Annotated in this window: 22 protein-coding genes; 14 read left to right on the top strand and 8 right to left on the bottom strand. The window is 64.5% G+C overall.

The genetic code is table 11. The features are described from left to right. Window positions 1-10 precede the first annotated feature (10 nt). From XH85_RS41325 to XH85_RS41285, 9 genes are all read left to right on the top strand, one after another. A complete protein-coding gene (locus XH85_RS41325; RefSeq protein ID WP_128936494.1) occupies window positions 11-163 on the top strand; it encodes an aa3-type cytochrome c oxidase subunit IV in 153 nt (50 codons plus the stop codon). Window positions 164-303: 140 nt separating this feature from the next. Beyond that, window positions 304-1,431, top strand: coding sequence for a Re/Si-specific NAD(P)(+) transhydrogenase subunit alpha (locus XH85_RS41320; protein ID WP_128936493.1), 1,128 nt, complete (start codon window positions 304-306; stop codon window positions 1,429-1,431). Window positions 1,432-1,442: 11 nt separating this feature from the next. Further along, a complete protein-coding gene (locus XH85_RS41315) occupies window positions 1,443-1,760 on the top strand; it encodes a proton-translocating transhydrogenase family protein (protein WP_091888212.1) in 318 nt (105 codons plus the stop codon). Between the two features lie 39 nt (window positions 1,761-1,799). Beyond that, a complete protein-coding gene (locus XH85_RS41310; protein WP_128936492.1) occupies window positions 1,800-3,197 on the top strand; it encodes an NAD(P)(+) transhydrogenase (Re/Si-specific) subunit beta in 1,398 nt (465 codons plus the stop codon). A gap of 200 nt (window positions 3,198-3,397) precedes the next feature. Next, window positions 3,398-4,195 carry an alpha/beta hydrolase gene (locus XH85_RS41305; protein ID WP_128936491.1) on the top strand — a complete coding sequence of 266 codons (798 nt, stop codon included), beginning with the start codon at window positions 3,398-3,400 and terminating at the stop codon, window positions 4,193-4,195. Continuing rightward, the gene (locus XH85_RS41300; RefSeq protein ID WP_128936490.1) at window positions 4,149-5,627 is read left to right on the top strand and encodes a sodium:proton antiporter; all 1,479 of its coding nucleotides are present in this window, start codon (window positions 4,149-4,151) and stop codon (window positions 5,625-5,627) included. The genes XH85_RS41305 and XH85_RS41300 overlap by 47 nt, the downstream gene beginning before the upstream one ends. A gap of 49 nt (window positions 5,628-5,676) precedes the next feature. Next, window positions 5,677-6,774, top strand: a complete 1,098-nt coding sequence (locus XH85_RS41295) for a calcium:cation antiporter (RefSeq protein WP_128936489.1) — start codon at window positions 5,677-5,679, stop codon at window positions 6,772-6,774. Window positions 6,775-6,796: 22 nt separating this feature from the next. Next, on the top strand, window positions 6,797-7,081 hold the full coding sequence (locus XH85_RS41290) for a cupin domain-containing protein (RefSeq protein WP_128936488.1): 285 nt from the start codon (window positions 6,797-6,799) through the stop codon (window positions 7,079-7,081). 93 nt (window positions 7,082-7,174) lie between these two features. Next, window positions 7,175-8,110, top strand: coding sequence for a hypothetical protein (locus tag XH85_RS41285; protein ID WP_128936487.1), 936 nt, complete (start codon window positions 7,175-7,177; stop codon window positions 8,108-8,110). Window positions 8,111-8,131: 21 nt separating this feature from the next. Here XH85_RS41285 and XH85_RS41280 read toward each other — a convergent pair whose 3' ends face one another. Continuing rightward, window positions 8,132-8,782: a tetratricopeptide repeat protein gene (locus XH85_RS41280; RefSeq protein WP_128936486.1), complete on the bottom strand. Its 651-nt coding sequence runs from the start codon at window positions 8,780-8,782 to the stop codon at window positions 8,132-8,134. Between the two features lie 229 nt (window positions 8,783-9,011). Continuing rightward, window positions 9,012-9,308, bottom strand: coding sequence for a 30S ribosomal protein S21 (gene rpsU / locus XH85_RS41275; RefSeq protein WP_008546194.1), 297 nt, complete (start codon window positions 9,306-9,308; stop codon window positions 9,012-9,014). 261 nt (window positions 9,309-9,569) lie between these two features. On the opposite strand from rpsU, the gene aqpZ reads away from it, so the two are divergent. Next, window positions 9,570-10,292 (top strand): aquaporin Z, encoded by a 723-nt coding sequence (gene aqpZ, locus XH85_RS41270; RefSeq protein WP_128936485.1) that lies wholly within the window; start codon window positions 9,570-9,572, stop codon window positions 10,290-10,292. A 136-nt stretch (window positions 10,293-10,428) separates the two neighbouring features. On the opposite strand, the gene XH85_RS41265 is transcribed toward aqpZ, so the two are convergent. Both XH85_RS41265 and purE read right to left on the bottom strand, forming a co-directional pair. After that, on the bottom strand, window positions 10,429-11,535 hold the full coding sequence (locus XH85_RS41265) for a 5-(carboxyamino)imidazole ribonucleotide synthase (RefSeq protein WP_128936484.1): 1,107 nt from the start codon (window positions 11,533-11,535) through the stop codon (window positions 10,429-10,431). After that, window positions 11,532-12,020: a 5-(carboxyamino)imidazole ribonucleotide mutase gene (gene purE / locus XH85_RS41260; RefSeq protein WP_128936483.1), complete on the bottom strand. Its 489-nt coding sequence runs from the start codon at window positions 12,018-12,020 to the stop codon at window positions 11,532-11,534. Before purE ends, XH85_RS41265 begins: the two co-directional genes overlap by 4 nt. A gap of 141 nt (window positions 12,021-12,161) precedes the next feature. Here purE and XH85_RS41255 point away from each other — a divergent pair, with 141 nt between their 5' ends. Then, the gene (locus XH85_RS41255) at window positions 12,162-12,869 is read left to right on the top strand and encodes a GGDEF domain-containing protein (protein ID WP_164940417.1); all 708 of its coding nucleotides are present in this window, start codon (window positions 12,162-12,164) and stop codon (window positions 12,867-12,869) included. A gap of 2 nt (window positions 12,870-12,871) precedes the next feature. Here XH85_RS41255 and XH85_RS41250 read toward each other — a convergent pair whose 3' ends face one another. The 3 genes from XH85_RS41250 to XH85_RS41240 all read right to left on the bottom strand — a co-directional run bounded on the left by XH85_RS41250 (window position 12,872) and on the right by XH85_RS41240 (window position 13,721). Further along, entirely contained in the window at window positions 12,872-13,123 is a 252-nt protein-coding gene (locus XH85_RS41250) for a hypothetical protein (RefSeq protein WP_128936481.1), read from the bottom strand. A gap of 21 nt (window positions 13,124-13,144) precedes the next feature. Next, window positions 13,145-13,363, bottom strand: coding sequence for a hypothetical protein (locus XH85_RS41245; protein ID WP_128936480.1), 219 nt, complete (start codon window positions 13,361-13,363; stop codon window positions 13,145-13,147). 151 nt (window positions 13,364-13,514) lie between these two features. Further along, window positions 13,515-13,721 carry a YdcH family protein gene (locus tag XH85_RS41240; RefSeq protein ID WP_091888239.1) on the bottom strand — a complete coding sequence of 69 codons (207 nt, stop codon included), beginning with the start codon at window positions 13,719-13,721 and terminating at the stop codon, window positions 13,515-13,517. A 328-nt stretch (window positions 13,722-14,049) separates the two neighbouring features. On the opposite strand from XH85_RS41240, the gene XH85_RS41235 reads away from it, so the two are divergent. Beyond that, window positions 14,050-14,229 (top strand): YdcH family protein, encoded by a 180-nt coding sequence (locus XH85_RS41235; RefSeq protein ID WP_025034152.1) that lies wholly within the window; start codon window positions 14,050-14,052, stop codon window positions 14,227-14,229. Window positions 14,230-14,333: 104 nt separating this feature from the next. Here XH85_RS41235 and XH85_RS41230 read toward each other — a convergent pair whose 3' ends face one another. After that, a complete protein-coding gene (locus XH85_RS41230) occupies window positions 14,334-15,437 on the bottom strand; it encodes an NAD(P)/FAD-dependent oxidoreductase (protein ID WP_128936479.1) in 1,104 nt (367 codons plus the stop codon). Between the two features lie 202 nt (window positions 15,438-15,639). On the opposite strand from XH85_RS41230, the gene XH85_RS41225 reads away from it, so the two are divergent. Both XH85_RS41225 and XH85_RS41220 read left to right on the top strand, forming a co-directional pair. After that, window positions 15,640-18,327, top strand: coding sequence for a sensor domain-containing protein (locus tag XH85_RS41225; protein ID WP_128936478.1), 2,688 nt, complete (start codon window positions 15,640-15,642; stop codon window positions 18,325-18,327). A 36-nt stretch (window positions 18,328-18,363) separates the two neighbouring features. Further along, window positions 18,364-19,842: a glycerol-3-phosphate dehydrogenase gene (locus XH85_RS41220; protein ID WP_128936477.1), complete on the top strand. Its 1,479-nt coding sequence runs from the start codon at window positions 18,364-18,366 to the stop codon at window positions 19,840-19,842. Window positions 19,843-19,883: the final 41 nt, after the last annotated feature.

Here is a 19,883-nt window from a genome sequence, read left to right as displayed (position 1 = left end):
GGGACAATCCATGGCTGACCATCGCGAAGTGGCATACACCACCGCCGACGGCAACGACTACGTTGCGCACGAGCAGACCTATGAGGGCTTCATCAAGCTGGTGAAGTACGGCACGGCCTCGGTCGCGCTCATCGTGATCCTGATGGCGATTTTCCTCACCTGATCCGTCTTCGGTAGCTGCACACGCCAGCGGCAGCAGCTGCCCAGAATACTTGCATACAAGCCGGTCCCAGAACCGGTATCGAACGCTGCGGGAGTTACGCTTAGTTTGCGCGTGCGCTGTCCCGCGCCGCCGGAGGACCTATGAAGATCGCCGTTGCCAAGGAAATCGATCCGCTCGAGCCGCGGGTCGCCGCTTCGCCTGATACGGTGAAGAAGTTTAAGGCGCTCGGTGCCGAGATCGCCGTCGAGCCGGGCGCCGGCATCAAGTCAGGCCTGCCGGATTCCGAATTCACCGCCGTGGGCGCCACAGTCAGCGCTGACGCGCTCAAGGACGCCGATATCATCATCAAGGTGAAGCGTCCCGAGGCGTCGGAGCTTTCACAATACAAGCGCGGCGCACTCGTCATTGCCATCATGGATCCCTACGGCAACGAGGCCTCGCTGAAGACGATGGCCGATGCCGGCGTCTCCGCCTTCGCGATGGAATTGATGCCGCGCATCACGCGCGCGCAGGTGATGGACGTGCTGTCCTCGCAAGCCAATCTTGCCGGCTATCGCGCCGTGATCGAGGGCGCCGAGGCCTTCGGCCGCGCCTTCCCGATGATGATGACGGCGGCCGGCACCGTGCCCGCCGCGAAGGTGTTCGTGATGGGCGTCGGCGTCGCCGGCCTTCAGGCGATCGCGACCGCGCGCCGTCTCGGCGCCGTCGTGACCGCGACCGACGTGCGGCCCGCCACCAAGGAGCAGGTCGAGTCGCTCGGTGCGAAATTCCTTGCCGTCGAGGACGAGGAGTTCAAGAACGCCCAGACGGCCGGCGGCTACGCCAAGGAGATGTCCAAGGAATATCAGGCCAAGCAGGCCGCGCTCACCGCCGAGCACATCAAGAAGCAGGACATCGTGATCACCACCGCGCTGATCCCGGGCCGGCCGGCGCCGAAGCTCGTCAGCGCTGACATGGTCAAGTCGATGAAGCCGGGCTCGGTGCTGGTCGATCTCGCCGTCGAGCGCGGCGGCAATGTCGAGGGCGCCAAGGCCGGCGAGGTCGTCGACCTCGATGGCATCAAGATCGTCGGCTACACCAACGTCGCCGGGCGCGTCGCGGCCTCGGCCTCCAGCCTCTACGCACGCAATCTGTTCTCCTTCATCGAGACCATGGTCGACAAGAAAGAGAAGAAGCTCGCCGTCAACTGGGACGACGAGCTCGTCAAGGCCACTGCGCTCACGAAAGACGGCGCCGTGATCCACCCGAACTTCCAGCCGAAGGTTTAAGGAGAGTCGCCATGGAGCATGTTGCACAGGTCGTCGACCCCTTCATCTTCCGGCTGTCGATCTTCGTTCTCGCCGTCTTCGTCGGCTATTTCGTGGTGTGGTCGGTGACGCCGGCGCTGCACACGCCGCTGATGAGCGTGACCAACGCGATCTCCTCGGTGATCGTGGTCGGCGCGCTGCTCGCGGTCGGCGTCGGCATGGTTTCGAGCGGCTCGGGCTGGGCGCGCGGCTTCGGCTTCGTCGCGCTCATCTTCGCCTGCGTGAACATTTTTGGCGGCTTCCTTGTCACCCAGCGCATGCTGGCGATGTACAAGAAGAAGTCGAAGTAAGCGGCCACCTCGGGCTGAAGGGATTAATGGGGACCTGAGATGAGCGCCAATCTCTCTGCATTCTTGTATCTCGTGGCGGGGGTGCTGTTCATCCTGTCGCTGCGCGGGCTGTCGAGCCCGGCATCGTCGCGCCAGGGCAATCTGTTCGGCATGATCGGCATGGCGATCGCGGTCGGCACCACGCTCGCGAGCCATCCGCCAGCCGACGGTGTGGCCTGGGTGCTCGTGATCCTCGCGGTCGCGATCGGCGGCGGCATCGGCGCGGTGATCGCCCGCCGCGTGCCCATGACCTCGATGCCGGAACTGGTTGCCGCCTTCCACTCGCTGGTCGGCATGGCCGCGGTGCTGGTCGCTGCCGGCGCGTTCTACGCGCCCGAAGCCTTCGACATCGGCACGCCCGGTAACATCCACACCCAGAGCCTGGTCGAGATGTCGCTCGGCGTCGCGATCGGCGCGCTGACCTTCACCGGGTCGGTGATCGCGTTCCTGAAGCTCTCGGCGCGCATGAGCGGCGCCCCGATCATCCTGCCGGCGCGGCACCTCATCAACATCGCGCTCGCGATTGCACTGGTCGTCTGCATCGTCGGCCTGGTGATGACCGGCAGCCCGGTGTTCTTCTGGCTCAACGTGATCCTGGCACTCCTGCTCGGCGTGCTCATGATCATCCCGATCGGCGGCGCCGACATGCCGGTCGTGATCTCGATGCTGAACTCCTACTCCGGCTGGGCCGCCGCCGGCATCGGCTTCACGCTCGGCAATTCCGCGCTGATCATCACCGGCGCTCTGGTCGGCTCCTCGGGCGCGATCCTGTCCTACATCATGTGCCACGCGATGAACCGGTCCTTCATCTCGGTCATCCTCGGCGGCTTCGGCGGCGAGACCGCCGCCGCCGGCGGGGCTACAGGCGAACAGAAGCCCGCCAAGCTCGGCTCGGCCGACGATGCTGCCTTCATTATGAAGAACGCCTCCAAGGTCATCATCGTGCCCGGATACGGCATGGCGGTGGCGCAGGCCCAGCATGCGCTGCGCGAGATGGCGGACATGCTGAAGAAGGAAGGCGTCGAGGTGAAATACGCCATTCACCCGGTCGCTGGCCGCATGCCCGGCCACATGAACGTGCTGCTCGCCGAAGCCAACGTGCCCTATGACGAGGTGTTCGAGCTGGAGGACATCAACTCCGAATTCGCGCAGGCCGACATCGCCTTCGTGATCGGCGCCAACGACGTCACCAACCCGGCCGCCGAGGAGGACAAGACCTCGCCGATCTACGGCATGCCCGTGCTCCAGGTCTGGAAGGCCGGCACCGTGATGTTCATCAAGCGCTCGCTCGCCTCCGGCTATGCCGGCATCGACAATCCGCTGTTCTATCGCGACAACACCATGATGCTGCTCGGCGACGCCAAGAAGGTCACCGAGAACATCGTCAAGGCGATGTAGCGCGGAAGTAAACGGACCGTGGCCATCAACAAGGAATGGCACCGGTCCCATCGCATGCCCCCCCAAAGCGACGCGCGCGCAGCGCGCCGCCCACAAGGCGGCGTGCGGCTGCCGCGCTGTTCCGACGAGCCTTCGGCCCGATGTCATGAAATTGCTGCGGAGCGGTCGCAAGCCGTGAGCCGAAAGGCCGGCCGCGCATCATGACCATCGTCAAGTGGATCGCCATCCTGCTCGTGACCGTCTATTGCGTCGGTCTCCTCGTGCTGTACGTCCGGCAGCGCGAGATGCTGTTTCCGATCCCGCCCGTCGGTCGCACCGCCCCCGATGCCGCGGGCCTTCCCGAGGCGGAAGAGCACATTCTGACCACGTCCGACGGTGAGAAGGTCATCCTCTGGCACGTGCCGGCGAAGCCTGGCCGTCCCGTGATCCTGTTTTTTCCTGGCAATGGCGATTTTCTCGCCGGCCGCGTCAGCCGTTTCAGGGCGATGACCTCCGACGGCACCGGCCTCGTCGCGCTGTCCTACCGCGGCTACGCCGGCTCGAGCGGTGCGCCGAGCGAAGAGGGCCTGCTGCGCGATGCCGCAGCCGCCTACGCCTTCACGATCGCGCGCTACGCGGCGGAACGAATCATCGCCTGGGGCTTTTCGCTCGGGACGGGCGCGGCGGTTGCGCTCGCCTCGGAGCATCATGTCGGGAAGCTCATCCTGGAAGCCCCCTATACGTCGACGGTCGACGTTGCAGCGTCGTCGTTCTGGTTCGTTCCGGTGCGCCTGCTGATGCGCGATCCGTTCCATTCGGACCAGCGCATCACGCGCGTCACGGTGCCGCTCCTGGTGATGCATGGCACCAATGACCTTGCCATTTCGATCGTGTTCGGAGAGCGTCTGTTCGCGCTCGCACATGAACCGAAGCAGTTCGTTCGCTTCGCGGGCGGCGGACACGACAATCTCGATGCTTTCGGTGCGATCGAAACGGCAAGGCGCTTCATTGAATCCTAAACGGCTCGTCACGTGGCCCTGGAGCCTGACCTTCGCCGCGATCCTCACGCTGTCGCCGCAACACGCATGGGCCGCGACCGGGCTCGATGGTGCGGCGATGCGCTGGCCCTATGCGCTGCCATTTGCCGGTCTGTTGCTATCGATCGCATTGGGGCCGCTGCTGTTTCCAAAATTCTGGCATCATCACTACGGCAAGATAGCCGCAGCTTGGTCGCTGCTGGCACTCGCCGCGCTTGTCCTGTTTGCCGGCAGCATGGCAACGCTGGCGGCGCTCGTCCATGCCATGCTCGCCGAATATCTCGGCTTCATCGTGCTGCTGTTCTCGCTCTATGTCGTGGCCGGCGGGATCCTCATCACCGGCGACATCAAGGCGACGCCAGCGACCAATGTCGGCATCCTCGCGCTCGGCACATTGGGTGCGAGCATTGTCGGCACCACGGGGGCCGCGATGATCCTGATCCGCCCCTTGATCCGCGCCAACCGTCCGCGGCGTCACAACGCCCATGTCATCATCTTCTTCATCATCCTGGTCGCCAATGTCGGCGGCGCGCTGAGTCCACTTGGCGATCCCCCGCTCTTCGTCGGTTTCCTGCACGGCATCGACTTCTTCTGGACCACACGGACCATCTGGTTGCAGACCGCAATCGTCGCCGGACTGCTGCTCGCGATCTTCGTTGTCATTGATATCTGGCGCTTTCGTAGCGAGCCGCCGCTCGGCGAAGCCGGCCGCGGGGAGCCGCCGCGCATCCGCGGTCTCGTCAATTTGGTGCTGATCGCGGCCATCGTCGTGAGCCTGCTGGCGTCGGCGATGTGGAAGCCCGGCGTGGCGTTCGACATTCTCGGCACCAAGCTGGACCTGGAGGACGTCGTCCGCAATTCGGTGCTGCTGGCCATTGCGGCGCTGTCGGTGTGGCTGACGCCGGACGAGCACAGGCTGGCCAACGGCTTCACCTGGGAGCCGATCCGCGAGGTCGCGAAACTGTTCGCGGGGATCTTTGTCGCGATCATCCCGGTCATTGCCATGCTCAATGCCGGACATCACGGCGCCTTCGCCTGGCTGTTGTCGGCTGTGACGGCGCCGGACGGTGTGCCGCGCGAGGTCGCCTATTTCTGGTTCACCGGCCTGATGTCCGCGTTCCTCGACAATGCGCCGACCTATCTGTTGTTCTTTGAGCTCGCCGGTGGCGACCCGCAAGCGCTGATGCATGAGCTCTCGGGCACGCTCGCCTCGATCTCCATGGGCGCGGTCTACATGGGCGCGCTCACCTATATCGGCAACGCGCCGAACTTCATGGTGAGCAGCATCGCCAGCGAGAACGGCGTCGAGATGCCGAGCTTTTTCGGCTATCTCTTGCGCGCCGGCGCCGTGCTGATCCCGCTGTTCCTGCTGCTGACACTGCTGCCGGTCGCGCCGATCCTGCACTGGCATTGAATCTCGCGCCTGATTTGCTACTGCTCATTCAAGCAAATGGAAGTAGTGGATGAGCGCGCATAGTCCGATGCCCCGGTCGGCCTGGATCTTCCCGGCGCTGGCCGTGCTGTTGTTCGCGGCCGTCAGCGCGACGGACTACGTGTTCACGCTGTCGCTGGCCGGGCTCGTCTTCGCCATCGTCCTTCTGGTCATCCTGTTCGGCACGGTATTCGCTGCGGTTCATCATGCCGAGGTGATCGCGGAGCGGGTCGGCGAACCCTATGGCACGCTGGTGCTGACGCTGTCGGTGACCATCATCGAGGTGGCTCTGATCACCACGATCATGCTGGGCGACAAGCCCGCGCCGGAACTGGCGCGCGACACCGTGTTCGCCGTGGTCATGATCGTCTGCAACGGCCTCGTCGGGCTCTGCATCTTCATCGGCGGCCTGCGCTATCGCGAGCAGGGCTTTCAGCTGTCCGGCGCCAACGTCTATCTCAGCGTGCTGTTCGCCCTTGCGACCATCACGCTGATTCTGCCGAACTATACCACCACCACGCCCGGGCCGGTCTATTCGGCGGTTCAGCTCGGCTTCGTCGACGTGGTCACGCTCGCGCTGTACGGGGTGTTTCTCTACACCCAGACCGTCCTGCACAAGGATTACTTCGTTCACGAGCGAGCGGACGGCGGCAGCGGTGGAGCGCTTCTATCGGGCCGGATGTTGGTGCTCAGCGTCGTGCTGCTGCTGATTGCGCTACTGGCGGTCGTGCTGCTCGCCAAGAAGTTTTCGCTGGTGGTCGACGCCGTCGCGGCCAAGATCGGTGCGCCGCCGGCCTTTACCGGACTTCTGGTCGCCCTCCTGATCCTGATGCCGGAAGGCGTCGCGGCCGTTTCGGCGGCCCGCAGGAACGACCTCCAGAAGAGCATCAACCTTGCGCTCGGGTCGTCGCTGGCCACCATCGGGCTGACCATCCCGGCCGTCGGCGTTGCCACCTACGCGCTCGACAAGGAGCTCGAGCTCGGCCTCAACGCCCAGGGCAGCGTGCTTTTGCTCCTGACCTTCTTCCTGAGCATGCTGACCTTCGGCACGGGCAGGACCAACGTCCTGTTCGGACTGGTCCATATGGTGGTATTTGCCGTCTACGTGTTCATGGTCTTCGTGCCCTGAGGCGCGATAAGGAGAGTTCCCGATGCTTGCCGCCAGGTCCGAGGTTCAGGTCGACAACGAGCAGGTTCGTGTGACCGAGTGGCGGCTTGCGCCGGGGAGCGCCACCGGGCATCACACCCACGGCATGGATTATGTGATTGTTCCCGTGGTGGCGGGGGAAATGACCATCGTGGCGCCCGGCGGCGAGAGGTCCAAGGCGCAGCTTGCGGCCGGCAAATCCTATTTCCGCAAGGCCGGCGTCCAGCATGACGTACTTAACGAAACCTCAACCGAGATCGTGTTCCTTGAAATCGAGCTAAAACCGTAAGTTTGCGTTACTGTTTGCCATCGATCCGTCGCAGTTGATCCCTCACAATGCCCCAAAGTTCCCGCATCAGATCGCGCGGGGAGTGGCCGAGAAATGCTGAAATACCTCGCTAAAATCTCGATGGATATCTTCCCCTCGGTGCTCGCGACGATCATCGGGGCTTACATCGTTAATCACTACATCAATGCCAAGCCCGCGCCTGATGCTCCTGCGACCGTGGTCGCGCCTGCGAAGACTGGCAGTGAGGGCAAGCCGGCGGACACTGCCAACCTTCCCGCACCCGGCGTCAAGGCCAAGGGTGTCTCCGAGAAGAGCGTTTCCGAGAAGAACGTGACGGACAAGGCGGCGGCCGAGAAGCCTGCCGATCATCAGCCGGCTGCCGAGACCAAGGCCGCAGACGTGGCTCCCGCCGAGACCGGCCCGCGCGGCCGCACCCCCGCACGCGAGAAGGCGGTCGCCAAGTCCGCCCCTGCGGCTGCCGCCCCGGTGGTGGAGGCCAATTCGGCCCCGGCTGCAGCTTCGCCGGCCGCGACCTCCGACGCCAATGACCTCGTGCGCGCCGCGATCGAGCGTCTGCGCAAATCGCCTGAGGGCAAGGCCGCTGAGGCCAAATCGGCCGAGACCAAATCTTCCGAAACCAAGCCCGCTGAAAGGCCGGCGGAGCCTGCTGTGCGAGAAGCCGCCCGCATCCCGGAGGCCCCGCGTGTGATCACCGCGGAGCCGTCCCCGGTGCGTCCGCTGCCGCCGCCGATCACGGTGTCGACGCCGTCATCCGAGGCCTATGGCAATGGCGGCTCATCGCCGGTCAACCCGCCTTATACGGCCTCGGTCGGCAATGACGACCCGAATCGGGTGACGCCGCCGGCTGATATTCCTGTGCCGGTGATCGCACCCCCGCTCGATCTGCGTGCCGACGCCGGCGCGACCACGACCATGCAGCGGCCGAAAACCAATGTCGCCGATGAAATGCTGTCCGGCATGAAATCGATGTTCCACGCCGTACTGCCGAAGCCCGCCACCCCCGATTAGGACGCCATCTGAGCCGCGCTGTCAGCCGCCGACGCGGGCGAGGCCGCTGCGGGCGGCATCGTCGCGTGGGCGAAGCGAGACCGCCTTGGTGTAGGACGCCGCTGCCTTGGCCCTGTCGCCCAGCCGCTCATAGGCCTGTCCGCGGGTGGTCCAGACCTGGGCGTTGTGCGGATCGGCCTCGGAGGCCTCGTCCAGATCGGCTGCGGCCTCCTTGACCTTGCCGAGCGCGAGATAGCTGGTGGCGCGGCCGAGCAGCGGCTCGGCCTTCTGCGGGTTGAGCCCACTCGCAGCACTGAAATCGGCAATGGCGAAATCGTGCTGGTTCTTGCTCTGATAGATCAAGGCACGGCCATAGAGCGCCTGCGCATTGTAGGGATCGAGCCCGACCGCACGATTGAACTCGTCGAGCGCAACTGCGGTCTCGCCTGACTTCGCCAGGGATTGGGCCTTTGCCGTGTGGGCCTGGGCTTCGCTGACATTGACGGCGCTGACCGCGCTTTCGGTGGCCGCGGTCGCCTTCGGCGCCTCCTGAGGCTTCTCCTTCTCTGGCATCAGCGATCCCAGATCGAAGGAGCAGCTGCACAGCGCAATCCCCATCAACGCCAGCACGAACGGCTGCTGCCAGATCTGGCGCAGCCGCGCCAAGCTGCGCTCGGGGAAAGGGGAGGCCATCTACGGTTCGCTCGCGCTAGAGCATGATCCGGAAAAGTGTGCAGCGGTTTTCCGAAAGAATCATGCTCAAACATCAAACCAAAGCGCGATGGCTTTCAATCCAATCTCATCGCGCTTTAGCGCCGCATCGGTAGTGCCCGCGTCCCAGAAGAAGGCACCGCTCACAAAACAATAACGCGGGCCAGGGGCCCGCGTTATCGAAAACTGAAGTCTCGCAAGATCCGGTAGATCAGCGCGGTCCGCGCGGACCCGCACCGGGGCCGCCACGACCACCGCGATCACCGCCGGGACCCGCGCCGAACACCGGCTTCGGCTTCATCGGCAGCAGGCCTTCGCGCTGCAGCTTCTTGCGGGCCAGCTTGCGCGCGCGGCGCACGGCTTCGGCCTTTTCGCGGGCCTTCTTCTCGGAGGGCTTCTCGTAATGGCCGCGGAGCTTCATCTCGCGGAAAATTCCCTCGCGCTGCATCTTCTTCTTCAGCGCCTTGAGGGCTTGATCGACATTGTTATCGCGAACGAGAACCTGCACGCGGCATCCTCTTCAGGTGGATCGGATTTGAATTCTGCTAAGTCAAAGGGGATGGCGAAACGCGCAAGCCCTTAACCTTGAGCGCGCGGATGTATCAGACAAAACTGCAGATGTCCACCGGCCAAGGGGGATTTTGGGCCAAGTTCGGCCATTAAATGCGGCGAAAATACCTCTGTGCGGCCCCGATTTGGGCGATTCGGTGCCAATGACGGGGCCGTTTCCGGAGCTTTGCTCCGGAAACTTGAAATCGGGGGTCCACACATGGATATGAAAAAATACGCCGCGGAAGCCATCGGCACCTTCTGGCTCACATTCGCAGGCTGCGGCAGCGCGGTCATTGCCGCCGGCTTTCCCCAGGTCGGCATCGGTCTCGTCGGTGTGTCCCTGGCGTTCGGGCTCAGCGTCGTCACCATGGCCTATGCGATCGGCCACATCTCGGGTTGCCATCTCAATCCGGCCGTCACGGTCGGCCTTGCCGCCGGCGGGCGCTTCCCGGCCGGCCAGATCCTGCCCTATGTGATCGCCCAGGTGGCGGGCGCGATCGTTGCCGCGTGGCTGCTCTATGTCATCGCGAGCGGGGCGCCCGGATTCGACGTCACCAAGGGCTTCGCGTCCAACGGCTATGACGCGCATTCGCCCGGCCAGTACAGCATGATCGTGTGCTTCCTCACCGAGGTGGTGATGACCATGATGTTCCTGTTCATCATCATGGGCGCCACCCATGGCCGTGCGCCCGCGGGCTTCGCGCCGCTCGCGATCGGGCTCGCGCTGGTGATGATCCATCTCGTCAGCATCCCCGTCACCAACACCTCGGTGAACCCGGCGCGCAGCACCGGTCCCGCGCTGTTCGTCGGCGGCTGGGCGCTGTCGCAGCTCTGGCTGTTCTGGGTCGCGCCATTGATCGGCGGCGCGCTGGGCGGGGTGATCTACCGCTGGCTCAGCGAGGAGCCCACAGGCATCGTCGCAGGCGTGAAGACCGCGTAATCGCTAGAGCATGATCCGGAAAAGTGTGCAGCGGTTTTCCGGGAAGATCATGCTCAAACAATAACCTAAAGCGCGATGACGATTCATCCTGATCTTATTGCGCTTTAAGGGCATCGCAGCGGTTGCTGTGGTCCCCTCACTTGCCTTTCGTCGGCCTGACTTCGGTGATGTGTCCCATCTTGCGGCCGGGGCGCGGCGTGCCTTTGCCGTAGATGTGCACCGTGGCGCCGGGAACGGTCAGCCACTTGTCGTAGTCCTTGATCTCGTCGCCGATCAGATTGGTCATGGTGACGACTTCGCCGTGGCGCACGGGCTTGCCGAGCGGCCAGCCGGCGATGGCGCGGATGTGCTGCTCGAATTGCGAGATGGATGCACCGTCAAGCGTCCAGTGTCCGGAATTGTGCACGCGCGGAGCGATCTCGTTGACCAGCACCTTCGGTCCGGTGCCATTGGCGAGCACGAACATCTCGACGGCGAGCACGCCGACATAGTCGAGCGCGGTCGCGATCTTGCCGGCGACGCTGCGCGCTTCCTCGGCGAGAGAATCCGGGATCGGCGCGGGCGCGCGCGATATCTTCAGAATGTGGTCGCGGTGCTCGTTCTCGGTGACGTCGAAACACTCGACCTGACCCGCGGCCGAGCGCGCGGCGATCACGGAGATCTCGCGCTCGAACGGCACGAAGGCCTCCAGGATCGCCGATTTGGTGGCGAGACTGGTCCACACCTTGGCGATGTCGTCGCCCTTGCGGATGATGGCCTGGCCCTTGCCGTCATAACCGAAGCGGCGGGTCTTCAGTACGGCCGGAAGACCGATTCGCGCGATCGCCTCGCGCAGCGAGGAAACGGAGGTCACGTCGGCATAGGCGGCGGTGCCGATGCCGAGCCGCGTCACGAAATCCTTCTCGGCCAGCCGGTCCTGGGTGGTCTCGAGGATCTTGCGGTTGGGCAGCACCGGGCGGCGCGCATCCAGCACCATCGCCGCGGCCGCCGGCACGTTCTCGAATTCGTAGGTGATGACGTCGACGTCGTTGGCGAACAGCTCGAGCGCCTCGACATCGGCATATTCGGCGCAGGTCGCATTTAGGACCACGTCGAAGGCCGGCGAATCCGGATCGGGCGAGAACATCTGGCAGCGCAGCCCGAGCCGCGCCGCAGCCATGGCCAGCATCCGGCCCAGTTGTCCGCCGCCGAGAATTCCGATGGTGTCACCGGGCTTCAGCTTCACCTGCCTGGCGTCGGTCACGCCTTGTCCTCCGGACGCTCGGCAACCGCCTCGGTCTGCGCTTTGCGCCAGGCGGCAAGGCGACCGGATAGGGCGGGGTCGGACAGCGCCAGCACGGAAGCCGCCAGTAGCGCCGCATTGATCGCGCCGGCCTTGCCGATGGCGAGGGTGCCGACCGGGATGCCGGCGGGCATCTGAACGATCGAATACAGCGAATCGAGGCCTTTGAGCGTCTTCGATTCGATGGGGACACCGAACACCGGCAGTTCCGTCAGCGACGCCGCCATGCCCGGCAGGTGCGCGGCGCCGCCGGCGCCGGCAATGATGACCTTGTAACCCGCCGCCTTGGCGCCCCTGGCGAAAGCGAACAGCCGATCGGGGGTGCGGTGTGCCGAAACGATGCGGGTGTCGGCGGCGACGCCGAGCGCGGCAAGCGTATCGGCGGCATGCCGCATCGTGTCCCAGTCCGACTGGCTTCCCATGATGATGGCGATCGGCGCGGTCATGACGTCAAATGTGCCCGGAAAACAGAAAGATAGGCCAGATTAAAGGTTCCGGCCGGCGGCTCGCAAGGCGGTGGCAAGGAGAAGGGAATGCACTATCCTGTCTTGGTGAATCCCCGCAAGCCTTCATTGAGCAGGATGCCCATGAAGAAACCAAAAAGGGCGAGTGCTGCGAAGGCCAAAACGGGCCGAAAGACCAGCGCCAGCCGCTCCAAAGCCGCTGCCAAGCGTCCGGCCAGGCCGGCGCGGCGCGAAACGCCGGCCGATGCCACGGAAACCATCAAGGCGACCATCCGCGGCTTGCGGAGCAAGCTCAAGGCGGCGGAGCGGCGGGTCGCGGAGCTCGAGGCGGCCGCTGACACCGATTTCCTGCTCGAGATTCCGAACCGGCGCGGTTTCGAGCGCGAGCTCAACCGTGCCATTGCCTACATGAAGCGCTACCGCGCCAGCGGTGCGCTGATCGTGCTCGACGTCGATCGGCTGAAGCCGATCAACGATTCCTTCGGACACGCCGCCGGCGACGAGGTGCTGAAGGCGATTGCCGCGACCCTGACGCGGCAGGTCCGCGCCTCGGATGTGGTCGGTCGTCTTGGCGGCGACGAGTTCGCGCTGCTGCTGTGGAATCTCAGCGAGACCGACGCCAAGGCGAAGGCCGCCATCCTCGAGCAGTCGATCGACGAATTGTCTTTCACGTTTCAGGGCCGGCACGTGGCTGCGGGCGCCTCCGCCGGCGTCGCGCTGCTGGGGGCGCAGTCCGACGCAGGCCGCGCCCTCGAGGAAGCCGATGCCGCCATGTATGTGCGCAAGGCGCACCGGCGTCACGAGCCACGGATCAGGCTCGCCAGCAGCTGATCCTACAGCGTGGCGAGATCTTGCGGCACATTGCCGAACTTGCGCAGCAGTGTGGCGTCGCCGAATTCGCCGGTCATGGGATCGCCGCTGCGGCTGAACGCGATCGCGCCGATGTGACCGGCACCGCGCGACAAGATTTCGGCGCGCCGCAACGCGGCCGCCGAACTCTGGCACTCCTCTGCGGCGCCAGCGACGGGCGATCCGTCAGCATCGATCAGGAAGGGCATTGCAACGTAGTAGGTCACATCCGACATGGCGTTGCTCCGATGTTGAACTCAGGCGGCGCTGCTCTTGCTCCGCATCTCGTTGGGCGAGGTCTCCGGAATGCAGCCGGCGGAAATCGCCGCCTGTAATTCCGCCAGCTCGGCTTCCAGATATTCATTAGCCATGATCAGCGCCTTGATGGTGCTGCGCAGATTGCCGTCGCACATCGCGATCGCCTGATCGCAGGCTTGTTCATAGTGGCTGTTGTCGAGAAGGGCGATTGCCGACATCTGCGTTGTCCTTCTGTCTTTCCTTGGCGTTTTCCCTTGGCATCTTCCCTTGGCCTGTCTGGAGCCGGGCGTCGCGAATGTTCCTATTTTGTTCTTTTTGAGTCAAGCGGATTCGGATACGGCGAGCCGCCGCGAACGATCGGCGGAGGGCTCAGGCGATGATGTCGGGCGTAATCTGGTCTTCGATGAACGCGATGCGATCGCGTAACAAGAGCTTACGCTTCTTCAACCGCTGTAACCGCAACAGGTCGGGCGCGGGCGATTGATGCAGTGCATCGATCGCCGCATCGAGATCTCGGTGTTCCTGCTGCAACCGGGTGAGCTCGACTTCGAGCTCACGCTCGTTTTCATTGGTCATGTCTGCGGTGGCCGAAAACCGATAGGCGTGAGATCTGGGCTGTGGATGCCCTGTGGAAATTATCGTCCTTGCGCGGCGTGACCGCAAGCGATCTGCGGCCATTGCCCGCCGATCTCCCGCAACATATTTCTGCGAGTCGCTGCGCCGCCGCGCAGGCGCATTGATATCATGGATTTTTCTCGCGTGGTTCCTTACTCACGCTTCGTTACATATGAATTTTCAAAAATGACGCCGCGACGACGGATACCCATCGACAGAACGAATCGGTGATGTACAGTCTCTCGTCCGGATCGAATCCTGAGGTTCAACCCTACCGAGGAGGTTTCGAATGACAATTCAGGCACATCTTGTTGAATTGGAACGGAAGCACAAACTTCTCGAAAACGAATTGCACGAAGCTCTCGTGCACCTTTCAACAGACGACCTGCAAATTGTTGAGTTGAAGCGCCGGAAGTTGATGGTCAAGGACCAGATCGAGCGTCTGAAGCAAGGCGACACGCTCCACTAGTGACCCCCGTAACAGCGTAGAGTTGATCGTACCCTTTCAAGCGGGGATGAGTGCCTTTGCGCTCACCCCTGCTGCGATGTGCGTCGTGCAAATTTGCGCGGCGCCTAGATGTCTGCGAGTTCGGCGACATGATCGGCGATCGCAAGCGACGACGTCAGTCCCGGCGATTCGATGCCGAACAGGTTGATCAAGCCTGCGACGCCGTGCTCGCGCGGGCCCTGCATCAGAAAATCCTGCGTGGCCACCGCCGGCGGCACGATCTTCGGGCGAATGCCTGAATAGCTCGGCATCAACGCCCCGTCGGGCAGCGTCGGCCAGTATTTGCGGATCGCGGGATAGAAGCGCTCCGCGCGTGACGGATCGACCTCGTAATTGATCGTCTCGATCCACTCGACGTCAGGGCCGAAGCGGGCCTGCCCTGCCATGTCCAGCGTCAGGTGCACCCCTAACCCGCCGGGCTCGGGCACCGGGTAGATCAGGTGCGAGAACGGCGCCCTTGCATTGCAGCTGAAGTAATTTCCCTTGGCAAGATAGGCCGGCGGAATCCGGTCCAGCGGCATGCCGTCGATGTTGCGCGCCACCGTCGTTGCCGAGAGCCCCGCAGCATTGACGAGCAGATCGCATTGCAGCGTCATCGGCGCCTCGCCGCCAGCCTCGATCTCGATGCCGCCGGCGGTTGCCTTGGCACGGACCAGTGGCGTGTGGAACGCGAAGGCGGCGCCAGCCTCCTCGGCTTCGCCGCGCAGCGAGAGCATGTAGGCGTGGCTGTCGATGATGCCGGTCGACGGCGACAGCAGCGCGGCGTCACAGGCGAGCGCCGGCTCCAGCGCGCGTGTGGCCTCGCCCGAAAGCAGCTGCATGTCGATCACGCCGTTGGCCTCGGCATGTGCCTTGATCGATTGCAGCTTCTCCGTCTCTTTCGCGCTGGTCGCGACGATCAGCTTGCCGCAATTTTTGTGCGGGATGCCGCGCTCGGCGCAGTAGCGGTAAAGCGCGTGCTTGCCGCCGACGCACATGCGCGCCATCCAGCTGCCGGCGCGGTAGTAGATGCCGGCATGGATCACCTCGCTGTTGCGTGAGGAGGTGATAGTGCCGATGGCCTCGGCTTCCTCGAGCACGATGACCTCGCGCCCGGCCTGCGCGAGCCGCCGAGCCACCGCGAGCCCGACCACGCCGGCTCCGATGACGACGCAATCGACTTTATCCATGGTCGTGCAGGACGTCCGCTGGAAGCGCCGGTGGCAGCGGCTCTGGAATCGAGGGCGCGCGGCCGTTCTCCGTTAAGGAAGCATTTATCATGTCAGGGCAATTGCCGTATTTCGCGTCAAATTTTTCCGTTGCACGTACAGGCGTTTACCCGATCCAAACCCGTGAAGCCAGACAATCCGACGTTGAAATCGCGGGTGGCTGATGGCTGAGAAGAACTGGCACGTGGGCAGCACGCTTCCGATCGCTGTGCAGGCCGTCCTGTGCCTGGCCGGCGCGGTCGCGCCCGCGCGCGCCTTTGCGCTGTCGGACAGCTTCACCGCTCCAGGTGATCTCGCCAAGCTCGATCCCAGCGTGATCTGGGAAGTCCTGATCGCGGGCATCGTCGTCTGCTCGTTCCTCGCCGCGATCGCGCTGTGGATCCATTCCTCGCTGCGCCGGACCAGGCGCTTGCAGCTGCGGCGCAATGCCTTCGTCTCCTCCGCCATGAACAATCTCAACCAGGGCGTGGTGATGACGGACGCGCAGCGGCGCGTCATCTTCTGCAACGACCGCTATCTCGATATCTATGGCCTGACGCGGTCGGATGTCCGGGCCAACATGAATGGCTACGAACTCCTCGCGCTGCGACGCAAGCGCGGGGTGCTCGGCGGCGCCTCCGACGACGAGTTCTACGAGAAGGCGGCAAGCAGCAACGGTTTGATCACCGAATTGCCGGATGGACGGGCCATCCTGGTGAAATTTCACGTGCTGCCGAACGGCGGCTCGGTGGCGACGCATCTCGACGTCAGCGAACAGCGCAGGCTGTCGCAGCAGCTCGCCTCCACCAAGCAGTTCCTGGAAACGGTGCTGGACAACGTGCCGGCCTGTGTTGCCGCGAAGAACATCGAGGACGGCTGCTACATCTTTGCGAACACCGCCTATGAGCGCTTCTGGGGCTTCTCGCGGGATCACGTCGTCGGCAAGAATGCGCGCGAGCTGTTTGCGCCAGCGTCAGCGGCCAGCATCGAGGCGGCTGACCGGGCGGCGCTCAATTCGCCGGACGGCCAGTTCCGCAACGAATTCGAGGTCGAGCGTGGCGGGGAGCGGCGCATGGTCGCCTCGATCCGGATCGCGGTCCGCAATGACAGCAATCGGCCCGGATTCTTGCTGCTGGTCTTCGAGGACATCACCGACCGCCGCTCACTGTCGCAGGAGCTGGAGAGCACCAAGAAGTTCCTCGAGCTCGTGGTCGACAACATCCCGGTGGCGCTGATCGTCGAGCAGGTCAAGGATGGCCGCTATCTGCTCGCCAACCGCAGCGCCGAGACGATTCTCAACCGCAGGCGCGAGGAAGCCACGGGCCTGACCGCCGCCGATATCTTCAATCCCAAGGAAGCCAAGCTGATCATCGCGCGCGACGAGGCCGCCATCAAGAAGCGCGGGATGATCACCGAGGAGCATCCGATCTCCACCAAGGACGGCCTGCGGCTGTTCCTGACCCGCCGCGCCACCGTGCTGAGCGATGCCGGCGAGCCGCAATATCTGATCAAGACCCACGAGGACGTCACCGATCGCCGGCAGACCGAATCGCGCATGGCGCACATGGCCTATCACGACGGCCTCACCGATCTGCCGAACCGCGCCGCCTTCCTCCAGGCGCTGACCCAGATGATCGAGGCTTGCGAAGGCACCGGTGAGGAATTCGCCGTCCTCTGCGTCGACCTCGACGGCCTCAAGGAGGTCAACGATGTCTTCGGCCATGCGCTCGGTGACAAGCTCCTGATCGAGGTGGCCCAGCGGCTCCAGGATTCGGCGCGCGGCGGCGTGGTGGCGCGCCTGTCCGGCGACGAGTTCGGCCTCATCCTCGATGGCAAGCAGCCAGAGGCCGGTCTGGCGCTGGCGCAGCAAATCGCCGAGGCCGTCGCGAAGGAATTCCAGATCGACGGCCGTCCGGTCCGCGCCGGCATCACCACCGGCATGTCGATCTTCCCGCACAATGGCGCTGATGGCGCCTCGCTGCTTGCCAATGCCGGCGCGGCGCTGTTCCGCGCCAAGCAGAAGTCGCGCGGCACGATCAGCCTCTACCAGCCCGAGATGGACCAGCAGATCCGCGACCGCCGCGTGCTGCACCAGGACCTCTCGATGGCGATCAAGAATGGCGAGCTCTCGCTCGCGTTCCAGCCGCAAGGCGCCGCCGGCCACAGCGTCGCCGATAGCGAGATCATCGGCTTCGAAGCATTGGCGCGCTGGCAGCATCCGGTGCGTGGCCAAGTCTCGCCTGCCGATTTCATCCCGATCGCGGAAGAGAGCGGCCTGATCGTCGAGATGGGCGAGTGGATCCTGCGCGAGGCCTGCCGCGAGGCGGCGTCCTGGCCAAAACCGCTCCAGGTCGCGGTCAATCTGTCGCCGGCGCAGTTCATGCACGGTGACGTGGTCGGCCTCGTCCATTCGATCCTGATCGAGACCGGCCTTGCACCCGGCCGGCTCGAGCTCGAGATCACCGAAGGCGTGCTGATAGAGGATTTCGACCGCGGCCTTGCGCTCTTGCGCCGGCTGAAGTCGCTCGGCGTGCGCATCTCGATGGACGATTTCGGCAGCGGCTACTCCTCGCTGAGCTATCTCCAGGCATTCCCCTTCGACAAGATCAAGATCGACCGCGCCTTCATCATCAATCTCGGCCGCAACCCGCAATCGGCGGCGATCGTGCGCGCCGTGATCGATCTCGGCCACGGCCTCGAAATGTCGATTATCGCCGAGGGCGTCGAGACACTCGACCAGCTCGCCTTCCTTGCCAAAGAGGGCTGCGATGGCGTGCAGGGCTATCTGCTCGGCAAGCCCTTGCCGATCGGGAAATATGCAGGCCTCGTCGGCCGTGCTGAGGTCATGGAGCTTGCGCTCAAGACCGGCTAATGATGATGGGGCGCTTCGCTCCTTCTCGACGGCCTCATGGCGGATTACGACCTTGCGATCATCGGCGGCGGCCTGAACGGTGTCAGCCTCGCGCGCGATGCGGCTGGCCGTGGCCTGCGGGTCATCCTGTTCGAGCAGGGCGATCTCGGCGCCGGCGCGTCATCGGCGACCCCGCGGCTCATTCATGGCGATCTGTCGGTTCTGGAGCGGCGCGGGTTCTGGCGGGTGCGGCGGGCGCTGGCAGAGCGCCGGACCTGGCTCAGGATCGCGCCGCATCTGGTCCGGCCGATGCACTTCGTCATCCCCGCCCATTCCGAGGAACGCCCGCCATGGCTGCTGCGTGCCGGCCTGTTGCTTTATGACAGCCTCTCCAGCCGGAATGGGCTGCCTGTCGCGACGACCCTCGACATCACGCATCATCCGGTCGGCAACGCGCTGAAGCGTCCGTTCGGCACGGCGTTCGAATATTCGGACTGCGTCGTCGATGATTCCCGCTTGGTGGTGCTCACGGCGCTCGATGCCGCCGAACGTGGTGCGGTGATCCGGACCGGGGCGCGCTGTGTCCGCGCCGACCGAACCGACACCTGGCGGCTTGCGGTGGTCGATCGTGGCCACCGCCGCACGATCACGGCACGGGCCCTGGCCAACGCCACCGGCGCCTGGACGCCGATGGTCGCGGAGACGGTGCTGCGGCAGCCGCAGCCCGCCATGGCCGCCACGCAGATGAGCCAGATCATCGTGCCGCGGCTGTTCTATTCCGATAACGTCTACGTTTTCCAGAACAACGATGGACGACTGATCTTTGCCCAGCCCTTCGAGCGCGACTTCACCCTGATCGGCACGGTGACGCATGAGTTCACCGGCGATCCCGCGATCGTGGCGATGCCGGGAGCCGACATCAGCTACCTCTGCGAGGCGGCCAGCCGCTATTTCCGCGAGCACGTGACCCCGATCGACGTGGTCCGGACGGTCTCCGGCGTCAACCTGACGCTGGCGTCGGTGCGGCAGCGCGATGGCACGACCCTGTTCCACGTGCGCCGGCGCGAGGCGCCGCTGATCACCATGTTCGGCGGCGACGTCACGACGTCGCGCCTGCGCGCGGAGCGAGCGATAACGAAGCTGACGCCGTTCTATCCGATGTCGCCGCGCTGGACCGCTGGCGTGGCGCTACCGGGTGGAGATTTTGCCTGGGATCGTTTTGACACCGAGGTCGATCTCGCACGTGACCGCTGGCGCTTTCTTTCGGAGCCGCAGGCCCAACGCCTGGTCGCGGCCTATGGCTCGCGCCTGCCCGCGGTGCTCGGCGAGGCGAAGACCCATGAAGAGCTCGGCCCCGCCTTCGGTCCCGAACTGACCGGCGCCGAAGTACGTTACCTGATGAACAATGAATGGGCGCGCTTCCCCGACGACATCCTGTGGCGCCGCTCCAAGCTCGGCCTGACCATGCCCGCGGCGGACCGCGACGCGCTGGCCGCGTTCATGTCGGATGTGAACGATCCTTTCCGAACCGGTTGAGCTAGGGACGATCGGCCGCTAGCGTGCGGCGGAATCGGGGC

The sequence above is a fragment of the Bradyrhizobium zhanjiangense genome (assembly GCF_004114935.1).
Taxonomy (GTDB): domain Bacteria; phylum Pseudomonadota; class Alphaproteobacteria; order Rhizobiales; family Xanthobacteraceae; genus Bradyrhizobium; species Bradyrhizobium zhanjiangense.
The sequence above is the reverse complement of the archived record's forward strand: the minus strand, read 5'-3'. Positions and strand labels throughout refer to the sequence as shown.

What these genes read in the sequence shown, in the direction of transcription:
- XH85_RS41325 (WP_128936494.1), top strand. Translation starts at nt 11, where the DNA reads ATGGCTGACCATCGCGAAGTGGCATACACCACCGCCGACGGCAACGAC.
- XH85_RS41320 (WP_128936493.1), top strand. Translation starts at nt 304, where the DNA reads ATGAAGATCGCCGTTGCCAAGGAAATCGATCCGCTCGAGCCGCGGGTC.
- XH85_RS41315 (WP_091888212.1), top strand. Translation starts at nt 1,443, where the DNA reads ATGGAGCATGTTGCACAGGTCGTCGACCCCTTCATCTTCCGGCTGTCG.
- XH85_RS41310 (WP_128936492.1), top strand. Translation starts at nt 1,800, where the DNA reads ATGAGCGCCAATCTCTCTGCATTCTTGTATCTCGTGGCGGGGGTGCTG.
- XH85_RS41305 (WP_128936491.1), top strand. Translation starts at nt 3,398, where the DNA reads ATGACCATCGTCAAGTGGATCGCCATCCTGCTCGTGACCGTCTATTGC.
- XH85_RS41300 (WP_128936490.1), top strand. Translation starts at nt 4,149, where the DNA reads ATGCTTTCGGTGCGATCGAAACGGCAAGGCGCTTCATTGAATCCTAAA.
- XH85_RS41295 (WP_128936489.1), top strand. Translation starts at nt 5,677, where the DNA reads ATGAGCGCGCATAGTCCGATGCCCCGGTCGGCCTGGATCTTCCCGGCG.
- XH85_RS41290 (WP_128936488.1), top strand. Translation starts at nt 6,797, where the DNA reads ATGCTTGCCGCCAGGTCCGAGGTTCAGGTCGACAACGAGCAGGTTCGT.
- XH85_RS41285 (WP_128936487.1), top strand. Translation starts at nt 7,175, where the DNA reads ATGCTGAAATACCTCGCTAAAATCTCGATGGATATCTTCCCCTCGGTG.
- XH85_RS41280 (WP_128936486.1), bottom strand. Translation starts at nt 8,782, where the DNA reads ATGGCCTCCCCTTTCCCCGAGCGCAGCTTGGCGCGGCTGCGCCAGATC.
- aqpZ (WP_128936485.1), top strand. Translation starts at nt 9,570, where the DNA reads ATGGATATGAAAAAATACGCCGCGGAAGCCATCGGCACCTTCTGGCTC.
- purE (WP_128936483.1), bottom strand. Translation starts at nt 12,020, where the DNA reads ATGACCGCGCCGATCGCCATCATCATGGGAAGCCAGTCGGACTGGGAC.
- XH85_RS41255 (WP_164940417.1), top strand. Translation starts at nt 12,162, where the DNA reads ATGAAGAAACCAAAAAGGGCGAGTGCTGCGAAGGCCAAAACGGGCCGA.
- XH85_RS41250 (WP_128936481.1), bottom strand. Translation starts at nt 13,123, where the DNA reads ATGTCGGATGTGACCTACTACGTTGCAATGCCCTTCCTGATCGATGCT.
- XH85_RS41245 (WP_128936480.1), bottom strand. Translation starts at nt 13,363, where the DNA reads ATGTCGGCAATCGCCCTTCTCGACAACAGCCACTATGAACAAGCCTGC.
- XH85_RS41240 (WP_091888239.1), bottom strand. Translation starts at nt 13,721, where the DNA reads ATGACCAATGAAAACGAGCGTGAGCTCGAAGTCGAGCTCACCCGGTTG.
- XH85_RS41235 (WP_025034152.1), top strand. Translation starts at nt 14,050, where the DNA reads ATGACAATTCAGGCACATCTTGTTGAATTGGAACGGAAGCACAAACTT.
- XH85_RS41230 (WP_128936479.1), bottom strand. Translation starts at nt 15,437, where the DNA reads ATGGATAAAGTCGATTGCGTCGTCATCGGAGCCGGCGTGGTCGGGCTC.
- XH85_RS41225 (WP_128936478.1), top strand. Translation starts at nt 15,640, where the DNA reads ATGGCTGAGAAGAACTGGCACGTGGGCAGCACGCTTCCGATCGCTGTG.
- XH85_RS41220 (WP_128936477.1), top strand. Translation starts at nt 18,364, where the DNA reads ATGGCGGATTACGACCTTGCGATCATCGGCGGCGGCCTGAACGGTGTC.